At 66.4% G+C, this 20,458-nt stretch carries 20 protein-coding genes and 1 pseudogene; 5 read left to right on the top strand and 16 right to left on the bottom strand.

The window, feature by feature from the left end:
- Window positions 1-275: 275 nt before the first annotated feature.
- The 5 genes and pseudogenes from lpxK to GGR73_RS05760 form a co-directional block, all read right to left on the bottom strand.
- Window positions 276-1,313: a tetraacyldisaccharide 4'-kinase gene (gene lpxK, locus GGR73_RS05740; protein WP_184456005.1), complete on the bottom strand. Its 1,038-nt coding sequence runs from the start codon at window positions 1,311-1,313 to the stop codon at window positions 276-278.
- A complete protein-coding gene (gene msbA, locus GGR73_RS05745) occupies window positions 1,310-3,079 on the bottom strand; it encodes a lipid A export permease/ATP-binding protein MsbA (protein ID WP_016902580.1) in 1,770 nt (589 codons plus the stop codon). Before msbA ends, lpxK begins: the two co-directional genes overlap by 4 nt.
- Window positions 3,076-3,540: an ExbD/TolR family protein gene (locus tag GGR73_RS05750; RefSeq protein WP_024938679.1), complete on the bottom strand. Its 465-nt coding sequence runs from the start codon at window positions 3,538-3,540 to the stop codon at window positions 3,076-3,078. The genes msbA and GGR73_RS05750 overlap by 4 nt, the downstream gene beginning before the upstream one ends.
- 3 nt (window positions 3,541-3,543) lie before the next feature.
- Complete coding sequence (locus tag GGR73_RS05755; protein ID WP_054592956.1) at window positions 3,544-4,206, bottom strand: MotA/TolQ/ExbB proton channel family protein; 663 nt, start codon at window positions 4,204-4,206, stop codon at window positions 3,544-3,546.
- Window positions 4,100-6,646: pseudogene (locus tag GGR73_RS05760) on the bottom strand (DNA internalization-related competence protein ComEC/Rec2); the annotation flags it as partial. The pseudogene GGR73_RS05760 and the gene GGR73_RS05755, both read right to left, overlap by 107 nt.
- Window positions 6,647-6,902: 256 nt before the next feature.
- On the opposite strand from GGR73_RS05760, the gene GGR73_RS05765 reads away from it, so the two are divergent.
- Entirely contained in the window at window positions 6,903-7,967 is a 1,065-nt protein-coding gene (locus GGR73_RS05765; RefSeq protein WP_184456008.1) for an SDR family oxidoreductase, read from the top strand.
- Between the two features lie 240 nt (window positions 7,968-8,207).
- Here the strand turns inward: GGR73_RS05765 and lolD are convergent, their stop codons facing one another.
- The 10 genes from lolD to GGR73_RS05810 form a co-directional block, all read right to left on the bottom strand.
- Window positions 8,208-8,942: a lipoprotein-releasing ABC transporter ATP-binding protein LolD gene (gene lolD / locus GGR73_RS05770; protein ID WP_065031458.1), complete on the bottom strand. Its 735-nt coding sequence runs from the start codon at window positions 8,940-8,942 to the stop codon at window positions 8,208-8,210.
- The gene (locus GGR73_RS05775; protein ID WP_054592953.1) at window positions 8,935-10,176 is read right to left on the bottom strand and encodes a lipoprotein-releasing ABC transporter permease subunit; all 1,242 of its coding nucleotides are present in this window, start codon (window positions 10,174-10,176) and stop codon (window positions 8,935-8,937) included. The genes lolD and GGR73_RS05775 overlap by 8 nt, the downstream gene beginning before the upstream one ends.
- Window positions 10,177-10,199: 23 nt before the next feature.
- Window positions 10,200-10,652: a hypothetical protein gene (locus GGR73_RS05780; RefSeq protein ID WP_065047439.1), complete on the bottom strand. Its 453-nt coding sequence runs from the start codon at window positions 10,650-10,652 to the stop codon at window positions 10,200-10,202.
- Complete coding sequence (locus GGR73_RS05785; RefSeq protein WP_016902588.1) at window positions 10,603-10,851, bottom strand: FAD assembly factor SdhE; 249 nt, start codon at window positions 10,849-10,851, stop codon at window positions 10,603-10,605. The genes GGR73_RS05780 and GGR73_RS05785 overlap by 50 nt, the downstream gene beginning before the upstream one ends.
- A 110-nt stretch (window positions 10,852-10,961) precedes the next feature.
- A complete protein-coding gene (locus tag GGR73_RS05790) occupies window positions 10,962-11,744 on the bottom strand; it encodes a succinate dehydrogenase iron-sulfur subunit (protein WP_024938686.1) in 783 nt (260 codons plus the stop codon).
- Window positions 11,745-11,760: 16 nt separating this feature from the next.
- Window positions 11,761-11,970: a hypothetical protein gene (locus tag GGR73_RS20200; protein WP_211920119.1), complete on the bottom strand. Its 210-nt coding sequence runs from the start codon at window positions 11,968-11,970 to the stop codon at window positions 11,761-11,763.
- Between the two features lie 3 nt (window positions 11,971-11,973).
- The gene (gene sdhA, locus GGR73_RS05795; RefSeq protein ID WP_016902591.1) at window positions 11,974-13,764 is read right to left on the bottom strand and encodes a succinate dehydrogenase flavoprotein subunit; all 1,791 of its coding nucleotides are present in this window, start codon (window positions 13,762-13,764) and stop codon (window positions 11,974-11,976) included.
- 34 nt (window positions 13,765-13,798) lie between these two features.
- Window positions 13,799-14,185, bottom strand: a complete 387-nt coding sequence (gene sdhD / locus GGR73_RS05800; protein WP_046964082.1) for a succinate dehydrogenase, hydrophobic membrane anchor protein — start codon at window positions 14,183-14,185, stop codon at window positions 13,799-13,801.
- On the bottom strand, window positions 14,182-14,574 hold the full coding sequence (gene sdhC / locus GGR73_RS05805) for a succinate dehydrogenase, cytochrome b556 subunit (RefSeq protein ID WP_024938689.1): 393 nt from the start codon (window positions 14,572-14,574) through the stop codon (window positions 14,182-14,184). The genes sdhD and sdhC overlap by 4 nt, the downstream gene beginning before the upstream one ends.
- 56 nt (window positions 14,575-14,630) lie before the next feature.
- A complete protein-coding gene (locus GGR73_RS05810) occupies window positions 14,631-14,939 on the bottom strand; it encodes a DUF1674 domain-containing protein (RefSeq protein WP_231110611.1) in 309 nt (102 codons plus the stop codon).
- Here GGR73_RS05810 and ygfZ point away from each other — a divergent pair.
- Complete coding sequence (gene ygfZ / locus GGR73_RS05815; protein ID WP_184456010.1) at window positions 14,841-15,731, top strand: CAF17-like 4Fe-4S cluster assembly/insertion protein YgfZ; 891 nt, start codon at window positions 14,841-14,843, stop codon at window positions 15,729-15,731. The two genes, GGR73_RS05810 and ygfZ, sit on opposite strands and share 99 nt — an antisense overlap.
- Here the strand turns inward: ygfZ and GGR73_RS05820 are convergent.
- Complete coding sequence (locus tag GGR73_RS05820) at window positions 15,728-16,816, bottom strand: ABC transporter ATP-binding protein (RefSeq protein ID WP_024938691.1); 1,089 nt, start codon at window positions 16,814-16,816, stop codon at window positions 15,728-15,730. The two genes, ygfZ and GGR73_RS05820, sit on opposite strands and share 4 nt — an antisense overlap.
- Window positions 16,817-17,237: 421 nt before the next feature.
- Here GGR73_RS05820 and zwf point away from each other — a divergent pair, with 421 nt between their 5' ends.
- From zwf to pgl, 3 genes are read left to right on the top strand one after another with little or no spacing between them, the layout of a single operon-like run.
- Entirely contained in the window at window positions 17,238-18,668 is a 1,431-nt protein-coding gene (gene zwf, locus GGR73_RS05825) for a glucose-6-phosphate dehydrogenase (RefSeq protein ID WP_104644413.1), read from the top strand.
- Window positions 18,665-19,672 (top strand): glucokinase, encoded by a 1,008-nt coding sequence (gene glk / locus GGR73_RS05830; RefSeq protein ID WP_016902597.1) that lies wholly within the window; start codon window positions 18,665-18,667, stop codon window positions 19,670-19,672. The genes zwf and glk overlap by 4 nt, the downstream gene beginning before the upstream one ends.
- Entirely contained in the window at window positions 19,669-20,388 is a 720-nt protein-coding gene (pgl, locus tag GGR73_RS05835) for a 6-phosphogluconolactonase (protein WP_184456011.1), read from the top strand. The genes glk and pgl overlap by 4 nt, the downstream gene beginning before the upstream one ends.
- The last annotated feature ends 70 nt before the right edge of the window (window positions 20,389-20,458 follow it).

A 20,458-nucleotide genomic window follows, 5' to 3' on the forward strand; every position in this document is an offset into this window, starting at 1 on the left:
CGCGCTCTGGAAAACAGGAAGAGTGGAAGAAACGAGATAACCGAATCGCATGATGTCGTGGTGTGAGCGAAGTCACGGTGGTCAGTTGGGCGGCGGTGCCCGACATCGGCACTACGCGCCGCTGCCCGTACTGCCGGCACAGGCACACCGACCATCTTGATTGGTCATTGCCCGCCCACCGTCGCGGGACCTTAATGTTCTTGCGGCGTGTCCCACGACGGTGGGTCGGCAAGGACCCTGCAACCAAGCCGCAGATCGCCCTGCCGGCGCAGCGTTCACACGCCCTGCCGGCTGGCCAACTTGTCCAGTCGATCCAGCAGGCTCACCCAGAACGCCGCCGGCAGCTCCGCCTTGAGCGGCACGCTGTACAGCCATTCGTCGGCAAATGGCCTGCATTTCACCGCATCCTTTTCGGTCATCAGCACTGGCAAACGGCTGCCGAAACTGAAATCCGCCGCGCGATACACGTGATGATCAGGGAAGGCATGCGGCACTACACCGATGCCGCGCGCACGCAGCATCGCGAAGAAGCGTTCCGGGTGCGCGATCCCGGCCACGGCATGCACGCGCTGGCCGGCCAGCCGGCTCAATGGCTGAGCGCGCTTGCCATCCATCGGCTGCACGCTGTCGATGCTCAGGCGCATCTGCCATTCGCCGAATCCGGTGTCATCAGGCGCGGGTGCGGTCGCTGCTGCGCTGGCCTGGCCCAGATTGACCACGCGGAAATCGCAGTCGCGTGCACGTGCAGCTGGCTCGCGCAGCGGCCCGGCCGGCAGCAGACGCCCATTGCCGTAGCGGCGCTGGCCATCGACCACTTCGATCTCGACATCGCGGGCCAGCCGGTAGTGCTGCAGCCCGTCGTCGCAGACGACGATGTCGCAGCCCGCTTCGACCAGGGCGCGCGCCGCAGCCAGGCGATCGCTGTCCACGCGTACGCGGGCACCGGTCTTCCAGGCGATCAGGACCGGCTCGTCGCCGCCGAGCGCGACCGGCGTGTCCGCCTCGACCCAGCGCGCCGTGCCCGATTCGTCACGGCCATACCCGCGGCTGGCCACGCCGGGCGTCCAGCCGGCCTCCTGCAACTTGGCGACCAGAGCAATCGTCAACGGCGTCTTGCCGGTGCCGCCGGCAGTGACGTTGCCCACCACGATCACCGGCACCGGCACGCCGTGGCGCTTGCGCCAGCCGCGGCGATACAGGGCGCGTCGCAGCGTGATGGCAGCGCCGTAGACCGGCGCCAGCAGGCGCGCCGACAGCGGGATCGGCGCATTGTCGTACCAGTAACCCGGCGTGCGGGTGCCGCGCTTGCTCATGCCTGACGTTCGCGGAACTGCATGCCGTGCAGGTGCGAGTACAAGCCGCCCTGCTCCAGCAATTGGTGATGGGTGCCGCGCTCGACGATACGGCCCTGGTCCATCACCAGCACCTGGTCGGCATGCTCGATGGTAGACAGGCGGTGCGCGATCACCAGCGTGGTGCGGTCCGGCATCAGCTTGTGCAAGGCGTCCTGCACCAGGCGTTCGGATTCGTTGTCCAGCGCCGCGGTGGCTTCGTCCAGGATCAGGATCGGCGCGTCCTTGAGCATTGCGCGCGCGATCGCCAGACGCTGGCGCTGGCCGCCGGACAGGCGCCCGCCCTTGGTGCCCACATGCGACTGCAGGCCTTCGGGCAATTGCGCGACGAACTCCATCGCGTTGGCGCCCAGGATGGCGCGTTCCAGCTGGCCGGCATCGGCACTGCGCATTTCGCCGTAGGCGACGTTGTCGGCGATGCTGCCGTCGAACAGCATGACCTGCTGGCCGACCAGCGCGATCTGCCGCCGCAGATCGGCCAGCGCATACGCCTGCACCGGGTGCCCGTCGAGCAGGATCTGCCCGGACTCTGCTTCGTAGAAGCGCGGGATCAACTTGATCAGGCTGGACTTGCCGCTGCCGGAACGTCCGACGATCGCTGTCACCGTGCCCGGTTGCGCCACGAAACTGACCTCGGCCAGGGCCGGGTTCACCTGGCCCGGATAGCGTGCAGTGACATTGCGGAATTCGATCAGGCCCTTGGCGCGCGTCAGCGGCACCGCGCCCTGGTCCGGCTCGTCGGGACTGTCGAGCACCGAGAACAGGCGCTCGGCCGAGGCCAGGCCGCGCTGCACCATGTTCTGCACATTGGTGAGCTGCTTGAGGCCCGGGATGATCGTCAGCATCGAGGTCATCAGCACCACGAAGTCGCCGGCGGTCAGCCGCCCGGCCAGTGCCTGGGCCCCGGCCACGAACAACAGCGCCGACAGGCCGATCGCACCGATCATCTGCACCGTGGCGGTGGAAATGCCACGCGTGGATTCGACCTTCATCGCCAGACGCAGATTGCGGTCGGCCAGCGCGCCATAGCGCTCCATTTCGGTCTGCTGGGCACCGTAGATCTTGACCTCCTGATGGCTGGACAAGGTCTGGTCGGCCGCCTGCAGCAGATGCGCGCCGCTTTCCTGGATGCTGTGGCTGATGCGCCGATAGCGCCGCGCCACCTTGTCCATCACCCAGGCCAGCACCGGCGCCAGCACCAGGATGGTCAGCGTGACCTGCCAGCTATGCCACAGCATCAGCGCCAGCGCGCCGATCACCTGCAGCGATTGCTGGATCATCACCTTGACCGCATCCACCGCCGCCTGCGCTACCTGGTCCGAGTCCGAGCCCAGCCGGATCAGCATCGACGGTACCGGTTCGGAATCGAAGCGCGATCCCGGCAGGCGCAGATATTTGGACATCACCTTGACGCGCAGGTCGCGCGCGATGCTGCGTGCGGATTTGCCCATCGCCATATCGGTGATGTAGCCGGCGACCCCGCGCACCACGAACAACAGGATGATCTGCACCGGCAGCCAGCGACTGACTTCGGCATTCTTGTAGATGAAGGTCTCGTCGGTGATCGGCTTCATCAACGCCAGGAAGCCGGTCGTGCCCGCCGCCTCGATCAGCGCGGCAATCAGCGCAGCGACCAGCAACAGGCGATACGGCTTGGCGAAGGCCAGCAGGCGACGGTACGTGCGCCAGGACGAAACTGGCGCCGGGCGGTCGTTGGAGGTGGTCACTGGCGGGTTCCGTTAGTGCGGGTCTGGCCGGTCGTGGATGTCGCCCCGGCTTGAGGCGCTGTGGCGATCGCGATGCGGCGGAAGCCGAGTTGCCCCAATGCATCCTGCGCGGTCACCACCGCTTGATACGGCGTGCGTGCATCGGCGCGCAGCAACACCGTCTGCTCGCGGTCGTCGCCGGCGAGCTGGGCGATGGTCTGCTTGAGCGAGTCCACGTCCGAGCGCAGCACTTCCTGGTCGTTGATGAAATAACGCCCATCGGCATTGACCAGCACGCTCAGCGAACGTGGCGGTGTGCTGCTGTGCTGGTCGCTGGCGGTCGGCAGCTGCAATTGCAGCGTGGAGCGTGCGTCGAAAGTCGTGGTCACCACGAAAAAGATGATGAGGACAAGGATCACGTCAATCAATGGCACCAGATCGATATGCGGCTCGTCCTGGCCTCGGTCACTGCCGATGCGCATCCGTCAGCCCTTTGCCATGACAGGTTTGCCAGCTGCCGCGACCGGCGCCGTGGCGCCTGGCACCACGCGGCCGTCCATCGTGTCCAGCAACAACGTGGCTTCCTGCTCCATCTCGATGATGTAGCCGGCGATGCGGCCCTTGAAGAAGCGATGCGCCATCAGTGCCGGTACCGCGATGATCATGCCGGTGGCCGTGCACACCAGCGCCTTGCCGATGCCGCCGGCCAGCTGGTTCACATCGCCCACGCCGTGATCGAGGATGCCCAGGAACATCTGGATCATGCCGACCACCGTGCCCAGCAGTCCCAGCAGCGGCCCGGCCGAAGCGATCGTACCCAAGGCATTCAGATAGCGCTCCATGCGGTGCACCACATGCCGGCCGGTGTCCTCGATACGCTCGCGAATCAACTCACGCGGACGACCGCGCACGTCCAGCGCTGCGGCCAGCAAGGCGCCCAGCGGCGAATTGCGCCGCAGCGACTCGATGTGGCTGGGATCCAGTTTGCCGCGCGCGGCCCAGTTGCGGACCTCCTCGCCCAGACCTGGCGGGGTCACCTCGTTGCGGCGCAGGCTCCACAGACGCTCCAGCACGATCGCCAGCGCGATCACGCCCAGCAACAGCAACGGCACCATCGGCCAACCGCCTGCCTTGACCAGCTCCAACACGATTCGATTCCTCCGGCAACGCGGCCGCCTATTCGCTGGTCGATAGGATAGCAGCCGACCGCCGCCGTTCCGCAGCATCCCAGAGCCGTGGCTGCCAGCGCCGCCGCTCGCGTACCTGCAGGCCCTCCGCGCCGAGCCAGACCCGGATTGCCCCGGCCCGGGCCGTGTCGAGCAACTCGGCGCCACTGCCCTGCCAGCGCTGCACCACCTCGGCACGCGGGTGACCGAAGCGATTGCCGTGCCCGGAGGACACCAGCGCCAGCCGCGCGCCGGTGGCGGCGATGAAATCGGCATGCGAGCCGTCGGCGCTGCCGTGATGCGGGACCACCACCAAATCGGCACGTAACTCCGCGGCATGTTCCCGCAGCAGGCGGCGCTCGACGAGCTCGCCGATATCGCCCGGCAACAAGGCGCTTCCATACCGTGTTTCGATGCGCAGCACGCAACTGGACTGATTGCGCAGATACGGAAAGCCGGCGCTGGGGTGCAGGAAGCCAAAGCGCACCCCGTCCCATGCCCATTGCTGGCCGGCACGGCAGCGGGTGCTGACGTCCAGTGGCGCCTGTGGCGGTGCCGCCGTCATCGCCACGGGCAATCCAGCACGCACCGCTGCATAGCCGCCAGCATGGTCGGCGTCGGCGTGACTGAGCACGATGGCATCCAGGCGGCGCACCCCGAGCGCGCGCAAGGCCGGCAGCACTACCCGCTCGCCCGCATCGAAGCCATCGCGTACCGCCGGGCCGGTGTCGAACAGCAATGCATGCCGTTGCGTGCGTACCAGCACGGCCAGACCCTGCCCCACGTCCAGCACCTGCACGTCGGCTTCGCCGGCCGCGGGCAGCTCGCGGTCCGGCCACAGCAGCGGCAACCACAACAACAGCGCCATGGATTTGCCGGGCGTGCCGCGCGGCAGCAGCAACCAGAACGCGCCGAACAAGGCCGCGACCAACGCAAGCGCATCGGACTCGGGCACCCACCACAACGCCACCGAGGTCTGCCCGAGCCAGACCAGGCCTGGCCAGGTCAGCTCGAAGCACCAACCGGCCAATCGCCATGCCCACACGCCCGCTCCCGGCAGCACTGCTTCCAGCCCGGTGCCCAGCAAGGCGAGCGGCACCACCACAAAAGTCCACCAGGGAATGGCGAGCAGATTGGCCAGTGGCCCCACCAGCGATGCCTGTCCGAACAGGCTGACGGTCAACGGCAGCAGGCCGACAGTGGCGACGGTCTGGGCGGACAGGAAGCCGCGCACGATCGCGCGATCGTCCGCTGGCAGGCACCACACCAGCCAGGCCACCCCGGCAAAGCTGAGCCAGAAGCCCGCCACCAGCACGCTCAGCGGGTCCCACAGCAGTACTGCCAACAAGGCCAGCGCGAGGATCTGCACGGTGCTGGCACGCCGCCGCAGCACCCGCGCCAACGCGACCACGGCAATCATCAGCACGGTGCGCACCGTGGGCAGCGCCAGGCCCGCCAGCACTGCATACCCTGCGGCACCGAGCAAGGCGGCGACCGCCGCCGCGTGGGACCGCGGAATCCGCGTTCCAAGCACCGGCCAGGCTCGCCAGAGTCCGGCGACCAGCAGGGCGACGAATGCAGCGACCAGCCCCACATGAAATCCCGAGATCGCAATCAGATGGCTGAGCCCGGTCGCACGCAGCGTGGCCCAGGCTGCGTCGTCCAGCCCGCGCGTGTCGCCCAGGGCGAGCGCGCGCAGGTAAGGCGCCGATGATCCAGGCACGCGGTCGGCAATGCGCTGCGACATCGCTTCGCGCCAGGCATCCACGCCGCGCGGTGCAGCGGTCTGCCGCGCCGCAGCCGGCACCCGCACATAGCCGCTGGCGGCAATGCGCTGCGCCAGCGCCTGCCGCTCGGCATCGAAGCCACCGGGATTGCGCAAGCCGCGCGGCGCACGCAGCTTGAGGCGCAGCTGCCAGGCGGCGCCCGCGCGCAGCGTGGCACGCGGCCCGATGCGCTCGGCACCGAAGTCGTCATACCAGGCCAACTGCAGCAGCTTGCCGCGCAGCGCGGCAGGCTGTGCGGGATCGTCATCCACGCGCAGCTGAAAGCGCGTGCGTCGTGGCTCGGCGACCGGCAGTTCGACAATCTGCCCGCGCACCGTCAGTTCCCGCGCTTCATCCTGCGGGTGCAGTTGTGCCTGCAGGACGCCGGCGACCTGCCAGCCCATCAGGCCGAAACCGAACAGCGCGCTGGCCAGCGTCCCCACCAACACGATCCGCCGCGGACGCAGCCATGTGCCGAGGCCGATGCCCAGCACCGCTGCAGCAAGGCATGCCGCATAGACCGCACGCGACAGCAGCGCAGGCGACCACGCGCACACCACGATGCCCAGCAACAAGGCCGCTGCCGCGGTCATCGTCGGTATCCGCCGCGGTGTAGGCGGTGCCTGTGCTGGCGCATCCATGCTGTCGGTCGCCATCCCGGCCGTGGTCCATCCACCGACTCAAGTTAGACCAGCGTCTGCGTCGGGCACAGCAGCGAGCGGCGCATTGCGCGGTAGGAATAAGACTGCGCCTGCCGTGGTACATCCAGCCGGTGGAAGGTGCTGCCGCACGCGTGCAATGCGCCGGGCAGGACAGCGTTTGCTGGCCGCACAGCAACCGTATCAGCCTGCATTCGCCTCGATTTCATGACTGCCGCGTTATGTTCGCCACTGTTTCTGAGGAGCTTCCCCCATGCGTAAAGGCACTGCACTGATTGTCGGCGTGACCGGCATTTCCGGTTACAACCTCGCCAATGTCCTGGTGGCCGATGGCTGGACCGTCTATGGCCTGGCACGGCGCCCGATGCCTCAGGACGGCGTGATCCCGCTTGCGGCCGATCTGCTGGATGCCGACAGCACCAGCACCGCGCTGCGTGGCCTGCCGATCACCCACGTGTTCTTCTGCACCTGGACACGGCGCGACACCGAGCGCGAGAACGTAGAAGCCAACGGCGCGATGATGCGGCATCTGTGCGAAGCGCTGAGCGATGCGCCGCTGCAGCACATGGCGCTGGTCACCGGTACCAAGCATTACCTGGGCGCGTTCGAGAACTACGGCAGCGGCAAGGCGGAAACGCCGTTCCGCGAAAGCGAGCCGCGCCAGCCCGGCGAGAATTTCTACTACACGCTGGAAGACCTGTTGTTCGCACACGCCGAGCAGCATGGCTTTGGCTGGAGCGTGCATCGCTCGCACACCATGATCGGCATGGCCAATGGCAGCAATGCGATGAACATGGGCGTGACGCTGGCGGTGTATGCATCGCTGTGCAAGCACACCGGCCAGCCGTTCGTGTTTCCCGGCTCGCAGGCGCAGTGGAACAGCCTCACCGACCTGACCGATGCCGGCCTGCTCGGCAAGCAGCTGGCCTGGGCCGGCCTGAGCCCGGCCGCACGCAATCAGGCCTTCAACACCGTCAACGGCGACGTGTTCCGCTGGCGCTGGATGTGGAGCCAGATTGCCGACTTCTTCGGGCTCGACGCTGCGCCCTGCCCCGAGACCCCGCAGCCGCTGGAGGCACGCCTGAGCGAGACCGCGCCGGCAATATGGAGCGAGATCGCGAGCCAGCATGGCCTGGTGGAGGCCGACGTCAATCGATTAGCATCCTGGTGGCACACCGATGCCGACCTGGGCCGCGAGATCGAGTGCGTCAACGACATGACCAAGAGCCGCGAACTGGGCTTTACGGATTTCTACGACAGCCGTGCATCGTTCCTGGAACTGTTCACGCGCCTGCGCGCGCTGCGCATCATTCCCTGATGCGTTGGGTCGTCGCCACACACGTGGCGGCGACCGTTCTTCCTGTCAACGCGCGTCCTGTCACCGCGAGCATCGGCGCGATGCTACGCGCGGGCATTGCGTGCTGAACGCGCATGTGTGGCGAACGCCGGTCGATGCATCACGCGAATGCACCCGCCACCAGCCCCAGGATCTTCAATCTGAGATCGCGGGTTCACCGCCGCCCAGCCGCCAGGAACTCCGGCGGCCAGGCAGTGCTTCTCACACCGCAGAAGGTGCCAGTTCGCGCAGCTTGCCCTGATGCAGCTCGAGCACGCGGTCCAGGCGCCGCGCCAGGCTGCGATCGTGCGTCACCAGGACCAGACTGGTGCGTTGCGCACGATTGAGTTCCAGCATCAGTTCGAACACGGTCTCGGCGGTCTTGTCGTCCAGGTTGCCGGTGGGCTCATCGCCCAGCACGCAGCCCGGCTTGTTCACCAGTGCGCGCGCCACCGCCGCACGCTGACGCTCGCCGCCGGACAATTCGCTGGGCTTGTGCTCGATGCGATGTCCGAGCCCGACCGATTCCAGCAACTGCAAGGCCTGCGCCCGCGCCACTGACACTTCTTTCCCGGACAACAGTACCGGCATCATCACGTTTTCCAGCGCGGTGAATTCCGGCAGCAGATGATGGAACTGGTACACAAAACCCAGGGCCTGATTGCGCAGCTTGCCGCGCTCGCCATCGGACAACGCCGACATGCGCCGTCCGGCCACGTACACCTCGCCCGAGGTCGGAATGTCCAAGCCGCCGAGCAGATGCAGCAGCGTGCTCTTGCCCGCCCCCGAGGCGCCGACAATGGCCACGGTTTCGCCGGTCGCCACGGTCAGATCCAGGCCGTCGAATACCGGCGTGCGCATCTTGCCCTCGGCGTAGGTCTTGCCCAGACCCTCGGCGCGGATCACCGCCTCTGCTTGGTTTGGCGTTTGCACGGCCGATTCCCTGATCTCATTCATAACGCAGCGCCTCCGCCGGCTGCGTGCGCGAGGCGCGCCATGCCGGATACAAGGTCGCCAGGAAACTCATCACCAGCGCGACGACGGTGATCACCACCACGTCCTGGGTCTGCATGTCGGTCGGCAAGCCGGTGATGTAATACACATCCTCGGGCAGCAGCTTGACGCTGAAGATGGTCTCGATCACGCCCAGGATGCGTTCCAGGTTGAGCGTCAGCACGATGCCGCCGATCACGCCCATGATCGTACCCATGAAACCGATCAACGAACCCTGCACCATGAACACCTGCATCACCCCCGCAGGCGACAGGCCCAGGGTGCGCAGGATGGCGATATCGGCCTGCTTGTCGGTGACCAGCATGACCTGCGAGGACACCAGGTTGAACGCGCCCATCGCCACGATCAGCGACAGCAGGATGCCCATCACGGTCTTTTCCATCTTCAACGAGTGGTAGAGATTTGCGTTCTCCTGGGTCCAGTCGCTGACCCGGTACGGGCCATGCAACTTCACCGCCAGATCGCGCGCCACCGGCCAGGCCTGATCCATGTCGTGCAGGCGCAGCCGCACGCCGGTGACGCCGTCCATGCGCAACACGCGCGCCAGGTCCTGCATGTTGACCACGGCCAGGCCGCGGTCGATCTCGTTGTAGCCCGCCTCGAAGATTCCGCTGACGGTGAAGCGCTTGAGCCGCGGCATCGCGCCCAGCGGCGTGGCCTGGGTATCGCTGAGCAGCACCACGATGCTGTCGCCCATGTCCACGCCCAGCCACAGCGCCAGCTCCTTGCCGATGACGATGTTGTAGGAGCCCGGGGTCAGGCTGTCGACCGACCCCTGCTGCATCTTCTTGGCCAGTACCGATACCTTGCCCTCTTCGGCAGGAACAATGCCGCGCACGATCGCCGGCTGCTTGCGCGGGCCCTGCAGCAGCGATTCGGTTTCGATGTAGGGCGCGGCACCGGCGATGCGCGGATCGGCCATGGCGACCTCGACTGCATGTTGCCAGTCGTGCATCGGCGCGCCATCCGCACTGACCGTGGCATGCGCGGCCATCTGCAGCAGGCGGTCGCGGATTTCCTTCTGGAAACCGCTCATCACCGCCAGCGTGGTGATCAGCACGGTCACGCCCAGGGCAATGCCCAGGATCGATGCCATCGAGATAAACGAGATGAAGCCATTGCGCCGCTTGGCACGCAGGTAGCGCAAGCCGATGGCAACCGGGATAGGTTTGAACATGCGGTTCAACCAGGAAAGGGACGCTATGGTGCCACTTGCGGCCGCCGGGACGAAATGGCGTGTGCCTGAGCGGCCAGACGCAGTTCACGTCGCTGCGCTGCGGGCAAGGTATCCGGCCAGAAAAGCAGGCGTTGGCGACGTGCATCCAGGCCGGTCCACGCCACCACCGCGATCGGCCCGCGCCACGCCACCTGCAGGCCCTGCACCTGCACACCGTCAACGCTGGCAGGCGTTTCGCTCCAGGGCACGATCACTTCCCGTGCTGACGAGCGCAACAGCAGGCGCAGCGATCGTCCACCGGTCAACACCGTATAGACGGACAACAGCATCGCCAGCCATGGCGGTGCCCCGCTCCGCCAGAGCGCCCCCAACGCGAGCGCGCTCAGCACGCCCAGCGCGCAAGCAAGTCCGCGCGAGGGCCGCCATTCAAGCCGGCATGGCGCGAATATCGGCGATGAGTGCGGCGTTGACGGCATCGGGGCAGGCCTCGTATCCCATGAACCAGCGCCACAACTTATCGTCTTCGCAATCCAGCAGCTGTAGGAAAACCGCGCGCTCGGATTCGGAAGCCTGCGCCCAGCGTTGATCCAGATAGCGCCCGAACAATTGATCGAGCTCGCGCATGCCGCGCCGGCAACGCCAGCGCAGTTTCTTCAACAGGGTTTCTTCATCCATCTCACTCTCCAGCTCGCCTTGCCGGCGCCGAAAACGACAGCGGCACCAGACCAAGGGCCGGTGCCGCTGTGAACCATCTCCCCGCCAACGCGGGCCGCATTGCCCTGCGATCAGGCGCGACGCGCCATCATCAGCTTCTTGATTTCGGCAATCGCCAGCGCCGGGTTCAGGCCCTTGGGGCAGGTCCGCGCGCAGTTCATGATGGTGTGGCAGCGATACAGCTTGAACGGGTCTTCCAGGTCGTCCAGACGCGCACCGGTGTCCTCGTCGCGCGAATCGATGATCCAGCGATACGCCTGCAGCAGGATCGCCGGGCCCAGATAGCGCTCGCCATTCCACCAGTAGCTCGGGCAGCTGGTCGAGCAGCAGGCGCACAGGATGCACTCGTACAGGCCATCGAGCTTGCGGCGGTCTTCCGGCGACTGCAGGCGCTCGCGATCCGGCGGCGGCGGGGTCTGGGTACGGATCCACGGCTTGATCGACGCGTACTGCGCGTAAAAGTGCGTCAGATCCGGCACCAGGTCCTTGATCACGCTCATGTGCGGCAGCGGATAGATCGGCACCTCGGCCTTGCCGCAGGCGGCAATCGCCTTGGTGCAGGCCAGCGTATTGGTGCCGTCGATGTTCATCGCGCACGAGCCGCAGATGCCCTCGCGGCAGGAGCGGCGGAACGCCAGTGTCGGGTCGATCTCGTTCTTGATCTTGATCAGCGCGTCCAACACCATCGGGCCGCACTTGTCGAGATCGATCTCATAGCTGTCGGTACGCGGGTTGGCTTCGCCATCCGGATCCCAGCGGTAGACCTTGAAGGTGCGCGTGTTCTTGGCGCCCTGTGCAGGGTAATGCTTGCCCTTGCCGATCTTTGAATTCTTGGGGAGGGTGAACTCTGCCATAGCTGCTCTCGTTGGCTCAGGCGATGCGCGGTGCGAACGACAACCGCACCGTGCGCATGAAGGTAAAGATGACGGATGCCACCGCCGAGGCGGTGGCGCAACCGCCGGCGGCGTGCCGGCGTTGCCCCTGCGTCATGGGGCGATCCGGCTGTCGCGGTGCACGGCTGCGGTACCCGGACAGGCCGGCCAGCAGAGGCAATGCGAAAGCGGATCGATCCATGCGCATCGATCAGTAAACGCGCGGCTTCGGCGGGACCACGTCCACGTCCTTGCTCAGCGTATACATGTGCACTGGACGATATTCGAACTCGCACTTGCCCTTGTCGTCGACGGTGACCAGCGTATGCTTCTGCCAGTTGACATCGTCGCGGTCCGGGAAGTCTTCATGCGAATGCGCGCCGCGGCTTTCATGCCGCTGCTCGGCCGAGTTGATCGTCGCCACTGCATTGAGCAGCAGGTTGTTCAACTCGTAGGTCTCGATCAGGTCCGAATTCCACACCAGCGAGCGGTCCGAGACCTTGACGTCCTCGAAGCTGGCGAAGATCTCGGCCATCTTGTCGACACCCTCTTTCAGGGTCTTGCTGGTACGGAACACGGCTGCGTCCGACTGCATGGTGCGCTGCATGTTGTCGCGGATCACCGAAGTCGGCGTGGAGCCGTTGGCGTAGCGCAGCTTGTCCAGCAGGCCCAGCGCCTTGTCGCAGGCATCGGACGGCAGCGTCTTGTGCGGCTGGTTGGGCTTGACCGTCTCGGCGCAGCGGTTTGCCACCGCACGGCCGAACACCACCAGATCCAGCAGCGAGTTGGAACCCAGGCGGTTGGCACCGTGCACCGACACGCAGGCCGCTTCGCCGATCGCGTACAGGCCCGGCACGACCGCATCCGGGTTGTCGCCCTGCTTGCGCACGACTTCGCCGTAGAAGTTGGTCGGAATGCCGCCCATGTTGTAGTGCACGGTCGGCAACACCGGAATCGGCTGCTTGGTCACGTCCACACCGGCAAAGATGTGCGCGCTCTCGGCGATGCCGGGCAGCTTCTCGTTGATGACTTCCGGGCCGAGGTGGGTCAGGTCGAGCAGGATGTGATCCTTGTGCTCGCCGACGCCACGGCCTTCGCGGATCTCCACGGTCATCGAACGCGATACCACGTCGCGCGACGCCAGATCCTTGTAATGCGGCGCGTAGCGCTCCATGAAGCGCTCGCCGTTGCTGTTGCGCAGGATGCCGCCTTCGCCACGCACGCCCTCGGTGATCAGGCAGCCCGCACCGTAGATACCGGTGGGATGGAACTGCACGAACTCCATGTCCTGCACCGGCAGGCCGGCACGCATCACCAGGCCGCCGCCGTCACCGGTACAGGTGTGGGCGGAGGTGGCGCTGAAGTAGGCACGGCCATAGCCGCCGGTGGCCAGCACCACGCCGTGGGCGCGGAACAGATGCAAGCTGCCATCGGCCATGTCCAGCGCCAGCACACCACGGCAGACGCCCTCCTCGTCGAAGATCAGGTCGAGTGCGAAGTACTCGATCATGAAGCGTGCGTTATGCGCCAGCGACTGCTGATACAGCGTGTGCAACATTGCGTGACCGGTACGGTCGGCCGCCGCGCAGGTGCGCTGTGCGGACGGGCCTTCGCCGTACTTGGTGGTCATGCCGCCGAACGGGCGCTGGTAGATCTTGCCCTCTTCGGTCCGCGAGAACGGCACGCCGTAGTGCTCGAGCTCGATAATGGCCGGAATCGCCTCGCGGCACATGTACTCGATCGCGTCCTGGTCGCCCAGCCAGTCCGAGCCCTTGATGGTGTCGTAGAAGTGGTAGCGCCAGTCGTCTTCGCCCATGTTGCCGAGCGCGGCCGAGATGCCACCCTGCGCCGCCACGGTATGCGAGCGGGTCGGGAAGACCTTGGTCAGGCAGACCGTCTGCAGGCCCTTCTGGGCCAGGCCGAACGTGGCGCGCAGGCCAGCGCCGCCGGCGCCCACCACGACCATGTCGTACTTGTGTTCAGTGATCTTGTAAGCGGACATCTAATCTGGATTCCTGTTCTGTGTGCCCGATGACTCAGGCACCGCCCAGCGCGATGCGCGCCACTGCGAAAATGCTGACGATCGCGCCAAGCACGGCGACGAACTTCACTGTCGTCTGCAACGCCAGCGCCAGCAACGAATTGTGGATGTAGTCCTCGAGCACGACCTGCAGGCCAAGCTGCGCATGCCAGAACATCGCCACCAGGAAACCGACCAGCAGCACGGCGTTCCACGGTTTGGACACGGCAGCGACTGCAGTCATGTAGTCGGAACCGAGCAGGCTCAGCACGAACGCCACGAACCAGATCGCCAGCACGACCAGGGCTGTGGCGGTCAGCCGCTGCATCACGAAATGTTCGGTGCCTGTCTTGGCCGCGCCCAGACCGCGCACATTCTTCAATGGGGTGCGATAGCGGCTCATGCAGAAACTCCGGTCAGGACATAGGCCCAGATCGCAGCGGTCAGCACCAGGCTGGCGATCACCGATGTCCAGCTGCTGCGGATGAAGGCGGGAATGCTGAAGCCGTGGCCGAAATCCTGGACGATGTGGCGGATGCCGTTGGCCAGGTGATAGGTAAATGCCCAGGACCAGGCGAACAGGAACAACTGGCCGTACCAGGCGCCCAGCTGCTGGGTGAGGCAATTCCAGTGGTCCTCGCCGAGCATCAGCAACAGCAGCGAGACGGCGATGACCAGCGCGCCTCCGGAAAGGATGACGCCGGTGGCTCGATGCAGGATCGAGGTCGCCATCTGGATCTGCCAGCGATATACCTGCAGATGTGGAGAAGTGGGACGTTCGCGGATCGCCATTCGCTGGGCTCGTTTTCTCGGCTGGGCGGCACTAGGCCGCTGTGGCTAGAAGCTGCTCAAAAATCGATGCAGCGTCCATTTTTTTCCCAGTCGCCGTAGCGCGTTGGCTCGGGGCCGTCGCGTCCACCAATTTCCTTCGGCAGTGGCTTCTTCTCGGGAATCGTCTCCTGAGGGGAAGGCTGCGTCTCGGAATCCTGCGCTGGGGTGGGGGTTGGATGGCCTATCATAGTGGTCTCACAACGTTGCGATTTTAGTCCTCCCCTTCCATGGCTGACAACCTGAATCTTATTCCACAGGGTTTTGGCTCCCTGCACGACATGCAATACGTCCGCTTGATCGGGACGGATGCAGTGGCGTTCGCGCATGCGCAATTTGCCAACGACGTACAGGCGCTGGCGATCGGGCAGTGGCAGTGGAATGCGTGGTTGACGGCAAAGGGGCGCGTGATCGCCATCTTCGCACTCCTGCGTGAGGACGACACACACCTGCTGATGCTGTTGCCCGATGGCAATGCGGCCGAGATCGCAACGCAACTCGGCCGCTTTGTGTTCCGACGCAAGCTCAAGATCGGCGTGGCGGCGCTTTCGGCGTTTGGCGGCCTTGCCGCGCCCGCGCGCGCCCAGGGCGCGCAGGCCGATATCGGAACGCAGCGTATCGAATTGGACCTGGGCAGCCCTGACCTGCCGCGCACGCTGATGTTGCTGGCGAACGATGAGGCATTGGCCACGCCTATCGAAGTACCGCGCATCGACGCCGAGTGGCGCCGTACGGACCTGCAACTGGGGCTGGCGCGCCTGCCCGATGCGCAACGCGAGCAGTGGACGCCGCAGCAGCTGGCGCTGGATCGCCTGCAGGCCTTCAGCGTCAAAAAGGGCTGCTACCCGGGCCAGGAGATCGTGGCGCGTACGCATTTTCTGGGCAAGGCCAAGCGTGCGCTGCAGCTGCTGCAGGTTGATGCCGTTGGCAGCGATGCGCTGGCCGAGGCGGGCCAGGCCGTGCTGCTGGGGGATGCCACCGTTGGCACGCTGGTCAGCGTGGCGGGCGATCTTGCACTGGCGGTGCTGCCGCTGGAGCTGACCCTGGAGGCCGACGCCGTGCTGCAGGCGGGCGCGCATGCCGCCCGCCCGCTTGCGTTCGTGCAGGGACTGGCGCGTTAGGCCAGCGCCAGCCGTTCGCCGCTGGCCGGGTCGAAGAAGTGCAGCGCCTCGCTGCGCAGTGCCAGGCGCAGCTGCTCTCCCACCGCCGGCAGGGCCTGCGGTGCGACCCGGATCACCAGCGGCTGGCCGCCACGGTCGAGGTTGAGGAAGATCTCGTTGCCGACCGGCTCGATCACGTCGATACGCGCGTCAAAGCCCAGCGCGGCATCGTTTGACGGCTGCAGGTGCTCCGGACGCACGCCGACGATCACCTCGCGACCGAACCAGCTGCGCTCGACCCGCGCCGCACCCAGCGGCACACGCCAGCCATCGGCCATGACCAGATGCAGGCCGTCCTGCTCATCCAGGCGCCCCTGCAGCACGTTCATCGCCGGGCTGCCGAGGAATCCGGCCACGAACAGATTGGCCGGGCGGTCGTACAGCGCCATCGGGCTGTCGATCTGTTGGATCACCCCATCCTTGAGCACCACAATGCGCTGGCCCAGCGTCATCGCCTCGACCTGATCGTGGGTGACGTAGATCATCGTGGTGCCGAGCTTGCGATGCAGCTGCGCGATCTCGGTACGCACGCTGTGGCGCAGCTTGGCATCCAGATTGGACAGCGGCTCGTCGAGCAGGAACACCGACGACTCGCGCACCATCGCCCGCCCCAGCGCCACGCGCTGACGCTGGCCGCCGGACATCGCCTTGGGCAGCTTGTCGAGCATCGGGGTCAGCCCCAGCAGCTCGGCGGCGTTGTTGACGCGCTCGGCGATGACCTGCTTGGGGTGGCCGCGCAGCTTGAGCCCGAAGGCCAGGTTCTCAGCCACGGTCATGTGCGGGTAGAGCGCATAGCTCTGGAACACCATGGCGATGTCGCGGTCCTTGGGAGCCACATCGTTGACCACGCGCTCGCCGATCTTCAGCGTGCCGGCACTGATGTCCTCGAGCCCGGCGATCATGCGCAACAGGGTCGACTTGCCGCAGCCGGACGGACCGACCAGCACCATCAATTCGCCATCGGCGACCTCGAAGCTCGCACCCTGCACCGCGACCTGGCCGTTCTCGTAGACCTTGCGGACACCTTCCAACTGCACTTTCGCCATCTTCGGCCTCAACGTAAGTTGTGCGCCCTGCCCTCGGCCCTCCCGACGGCGGTGACGCCGCATGCGCCTGCAAGGAAATTTCCTGCAAACGAATGCATTGGTTTATTCTGACATGTAATCGTTTTCACATGGCAACATCGATCTCGGGAGGGACCATGCCGCCACCGACCCAAGCCGCTGCCTCAAGCGGTGCAGCCTACCGTGCAAGGCCCGCCATTCGGCCACGCATGTGCAGGTCAACCGCCGCGGCGCTAACTGCTGACGGCCACTTGCTGCAACAATCGGGGATTGGGCGTACGCGTCCATCCCCCGCTGCGCGCACGCCAGTGTCGCTCAGGAACAGACATACCGACCGCCGGCTGTCCGGCGCCTTTCCGACCAGCTGCTGATCACGATGTCTCCAGAATCTGAAATTCGGTCCATGCACAACACCCTGATCCTGTTCGGCGCCACCGGCGATCTCGCCCAGCGCTATCTCTTTCCCTCCCTGCTGCGATTGTTCGTCGATGGCCTGCTGCCGGAGGATTTCCGTATCCGTGCGCTGGCGTTGTCGCCGCACGACACCGACGCATTCCGTGAGGTCCTGCGCCCGCGCCTGGCCGCCGCGCTGCCGATCGCCACGCCCGAGCAGATCGAAACGCTGCTGCAGCGGGTCGACTATCGCTCGGTGGATCTGCGCGATGCCGAGTCGGTGGCCAATGCCGTACGCGAGCTGGCCAGCCGCCAGTGCGTGAGCTACCTGGCGATTCCGCCGGGCCTGTACATCAGCACCTGCCAGGGCCTGGCCCTGGGCGGCGCGCTGGCCGCGCCGCACCGGCTGATGCTGGAAAAGCCGATCGGCCACGACTCGGACAGCGCCCGCGAGATCCTGCAGTCGATCGGCGCGCTGATCGACGAAGACCGCGTGTTCCGCCTGGACCATTACCTGGGCAAGGCGGCGGTGCAGAACCTGATCGCCCTGCGCTTCGGCAATACGTTGCTGGAAGCGGTGTGGAACCGTACCTACATCGAGTCGGTGCAGATCCTGGTGGCCGAAAGCGAAGGCGTGGATGGGCGCGACGCCTACTACGCACGCTCCGGCGCGCTGCGCGACATGGTGCAGAGTCACATCCTGCAGTTGCTGTGCCTGGTGGCGATGGAGCCGCCGGCCTCGCTCGAAGCCGATCGCATCCGCGACGAGAAGGTCAAGGTGCTGCGCGCGCTGCGCCCGATGACCGCCGAGCATGCCGCCCACGACAGCGTGCGTGGCCGCTACACCGCCGGCAGCATCAACGGCCAGCCGGCGCAGGCCTATCACCCGCCGGAAGGCAGCGACGTGGAAACCTTCGTCGCGGTGACCGCGCATATCGACAACTGGCGCTGGGCCGGGGTGCCGTTCCACCTGTGCACCGGCAAGCGTCTGGCCGAGCGTTCCACCCGCATCGTGGTCACGCTCAAGCCGGTGACGCATTGGCTGTTCGAGCGCCCGGACCGGCAAAACGCGGTGCCCAACCGCCTGACCTTCCAGCTGCAGCCGCAGGAAAACATCGAGCTCGGCCTGATGAGCAGCCTGGCCGGCCCGGAATGGGGTGCGATCGAACTGCAGCCGCTGGAACTGGAACTGTCGGTGCCGACCGGCCTGCACCGCCGCATCGCCTACGAGCGCCTGTTCGTGGATGCCTTCAACGGCAACCCGGCGCTGTTCGTACGCGACGACGAGGTCAAGGCCGCCTGGTCGTGGATCGACAGCGTCAGCGATGCGTGGAAAGACGCGCAGCTGCCGCTGCAGCCCTACCCGGCCGGCAGCTGGGGCCCCGATGCCGCGGCGCCCTTCCTGCCCCCGGCCACCGACGCACAGGGACACACCGCATGACCGCTCCTTCCAAGCCGGTGCTGGTTGCCGATATCGGCGGAACCAATGCGCGCTTCGCGCTGGCCGACGTCGACGCCTCGGTGCCGCTGCTGGATGACACCTCGCGCGAATTTGCGGTGGTCGATTTCGGCTCGCTCGGCGAAGCCGCGCGCTATTACCTCGACCAGATCGGTGTGCAGGCCACCCAGGGCGTGTTCGCCGTGGCCGGCCGCGTGGACGGCGACGAGGCGCGCATCACCAACCATCCGTGGGTGATCTCGCGCTCGCGCACCGCGGCGATGCTGGGCTTCAGCACCCTGCACCTGATCAACGACTTCGCCGCGCAGGCCATGGCGATCAGCCTGCTGCGCCCGCAGGACGTGGTGCAGGTCGGCGGCGCCAGCTGGCGGCCGGCGCCGATCGATCAGCCGCGCAACTACGGCGTGATCGGCCCGGGCACCGGGTTGGGCGTGGGTGGGCTGATCATCCGCAACGGGCGTTGCTTTCCGCTGGAAACCGAAGGTGGCCACGTCAGCTTTCCGCCCGGCACGCCGGAGGAGATCCGCATCCTGGAGATCCTTTCCGAGCAGTTCGGCCGGGTCTCCAACGAGCGCCTGATCTGCGGCCCGGGCCTGGTCAACATCCATCGCGCGCTCAGCGAGATCGCCGGGGTCGACCCGGGCCCGCTGCAGCCCAAGGACATCACCGCGCGTGCGGCGGCGGGCGACCCGCGCTCGTCGCGCACCATCGATCTGTTCTGCGCCATCTTCGGTGCGATCGCCGGCGATATGGTGTTGATGCAGGGCGCCTGGGACGGCGTATTCCTCACCGGCGGGCTGGTGCCCAAGGTGCTGGATTCGCTGCAGCATTCCGGCTTCCGCCAGCGCTTCGAACACAAGGGACGCTTCTCCGCGATCATGTCGCGGGTGCCGTCGCTGGCGGTCATGCACCCGCATGCCGGCCTGCTCGGCGCCGCCGCCTATGCGGTGGATGCGCAGCGTCAGCATCCAGGGGAGCAGCGATGAACCTGCAGGACAATCCGCGCATCACACTGGTGCGCTACGAAGACCCCGCCGAATGGACCGAGGCGGTGGCCAGCGAAATGGCCGACCTGCTGGAACAGGAGATTTCGCGCCGCGGCCAGGCGCGCATGCTGCTGTCCGGCGGCACCACCCCGGCGCCGGTGTACGAATCGCTCGCCCACCGCCCGCTGGACTGGTCGCGGGTGGAAGTGGGCCTGGTCGATGAGCGCTGGCTCTCGCCGCAGGATCAGGACAGCAACGCCTGGCTGGTCAATCACAGCTTTCTGACTCACGCATCGGCGGCGACCTTCATCCCGCTGGTGCGCCCGGGCAAGCAGTTGCCCGAGTGCGTGCACACCGCGAACCTGCAGGCCAGGCACGCCGAGCCTGCGTGCCTGGCGGTGCTGGGCATGGGCGGCGACGGACACACCGCCTCGCTGTTTCCGGGCTCGACCGACCTGAGCAAGGCACTGTCCAGCCCGCAGCCCTACGCGTCGCTGGATGCCACCGGCTGCCCCGGCGCGAATCAGTGGCCGCTGCGGATCACGCTGACACCGGCCGGGTTGGCCACCATCCCGACCCGCCTGCTGCTGTTGCGCGGCAAGCAGAAGCTGGACGTGCTGCAGGCTGCATTGGCCGGTGACGATGTCAGCGAGTATCCGATCCGCGTGGCGCTGCAGCCCCCGGGCCCGAAATTGCGGGTTCATTGGTGTGCTTAGGTGCCAGTCCCTCGCAACAGCCGATGTTGTGCGAGTCCCTCGCAAGAGCCCGCACATCCTTGTGCGGGTA

It is taken from the genome of Xanthomonas sp. F14 (assembly GCF_014199865.1).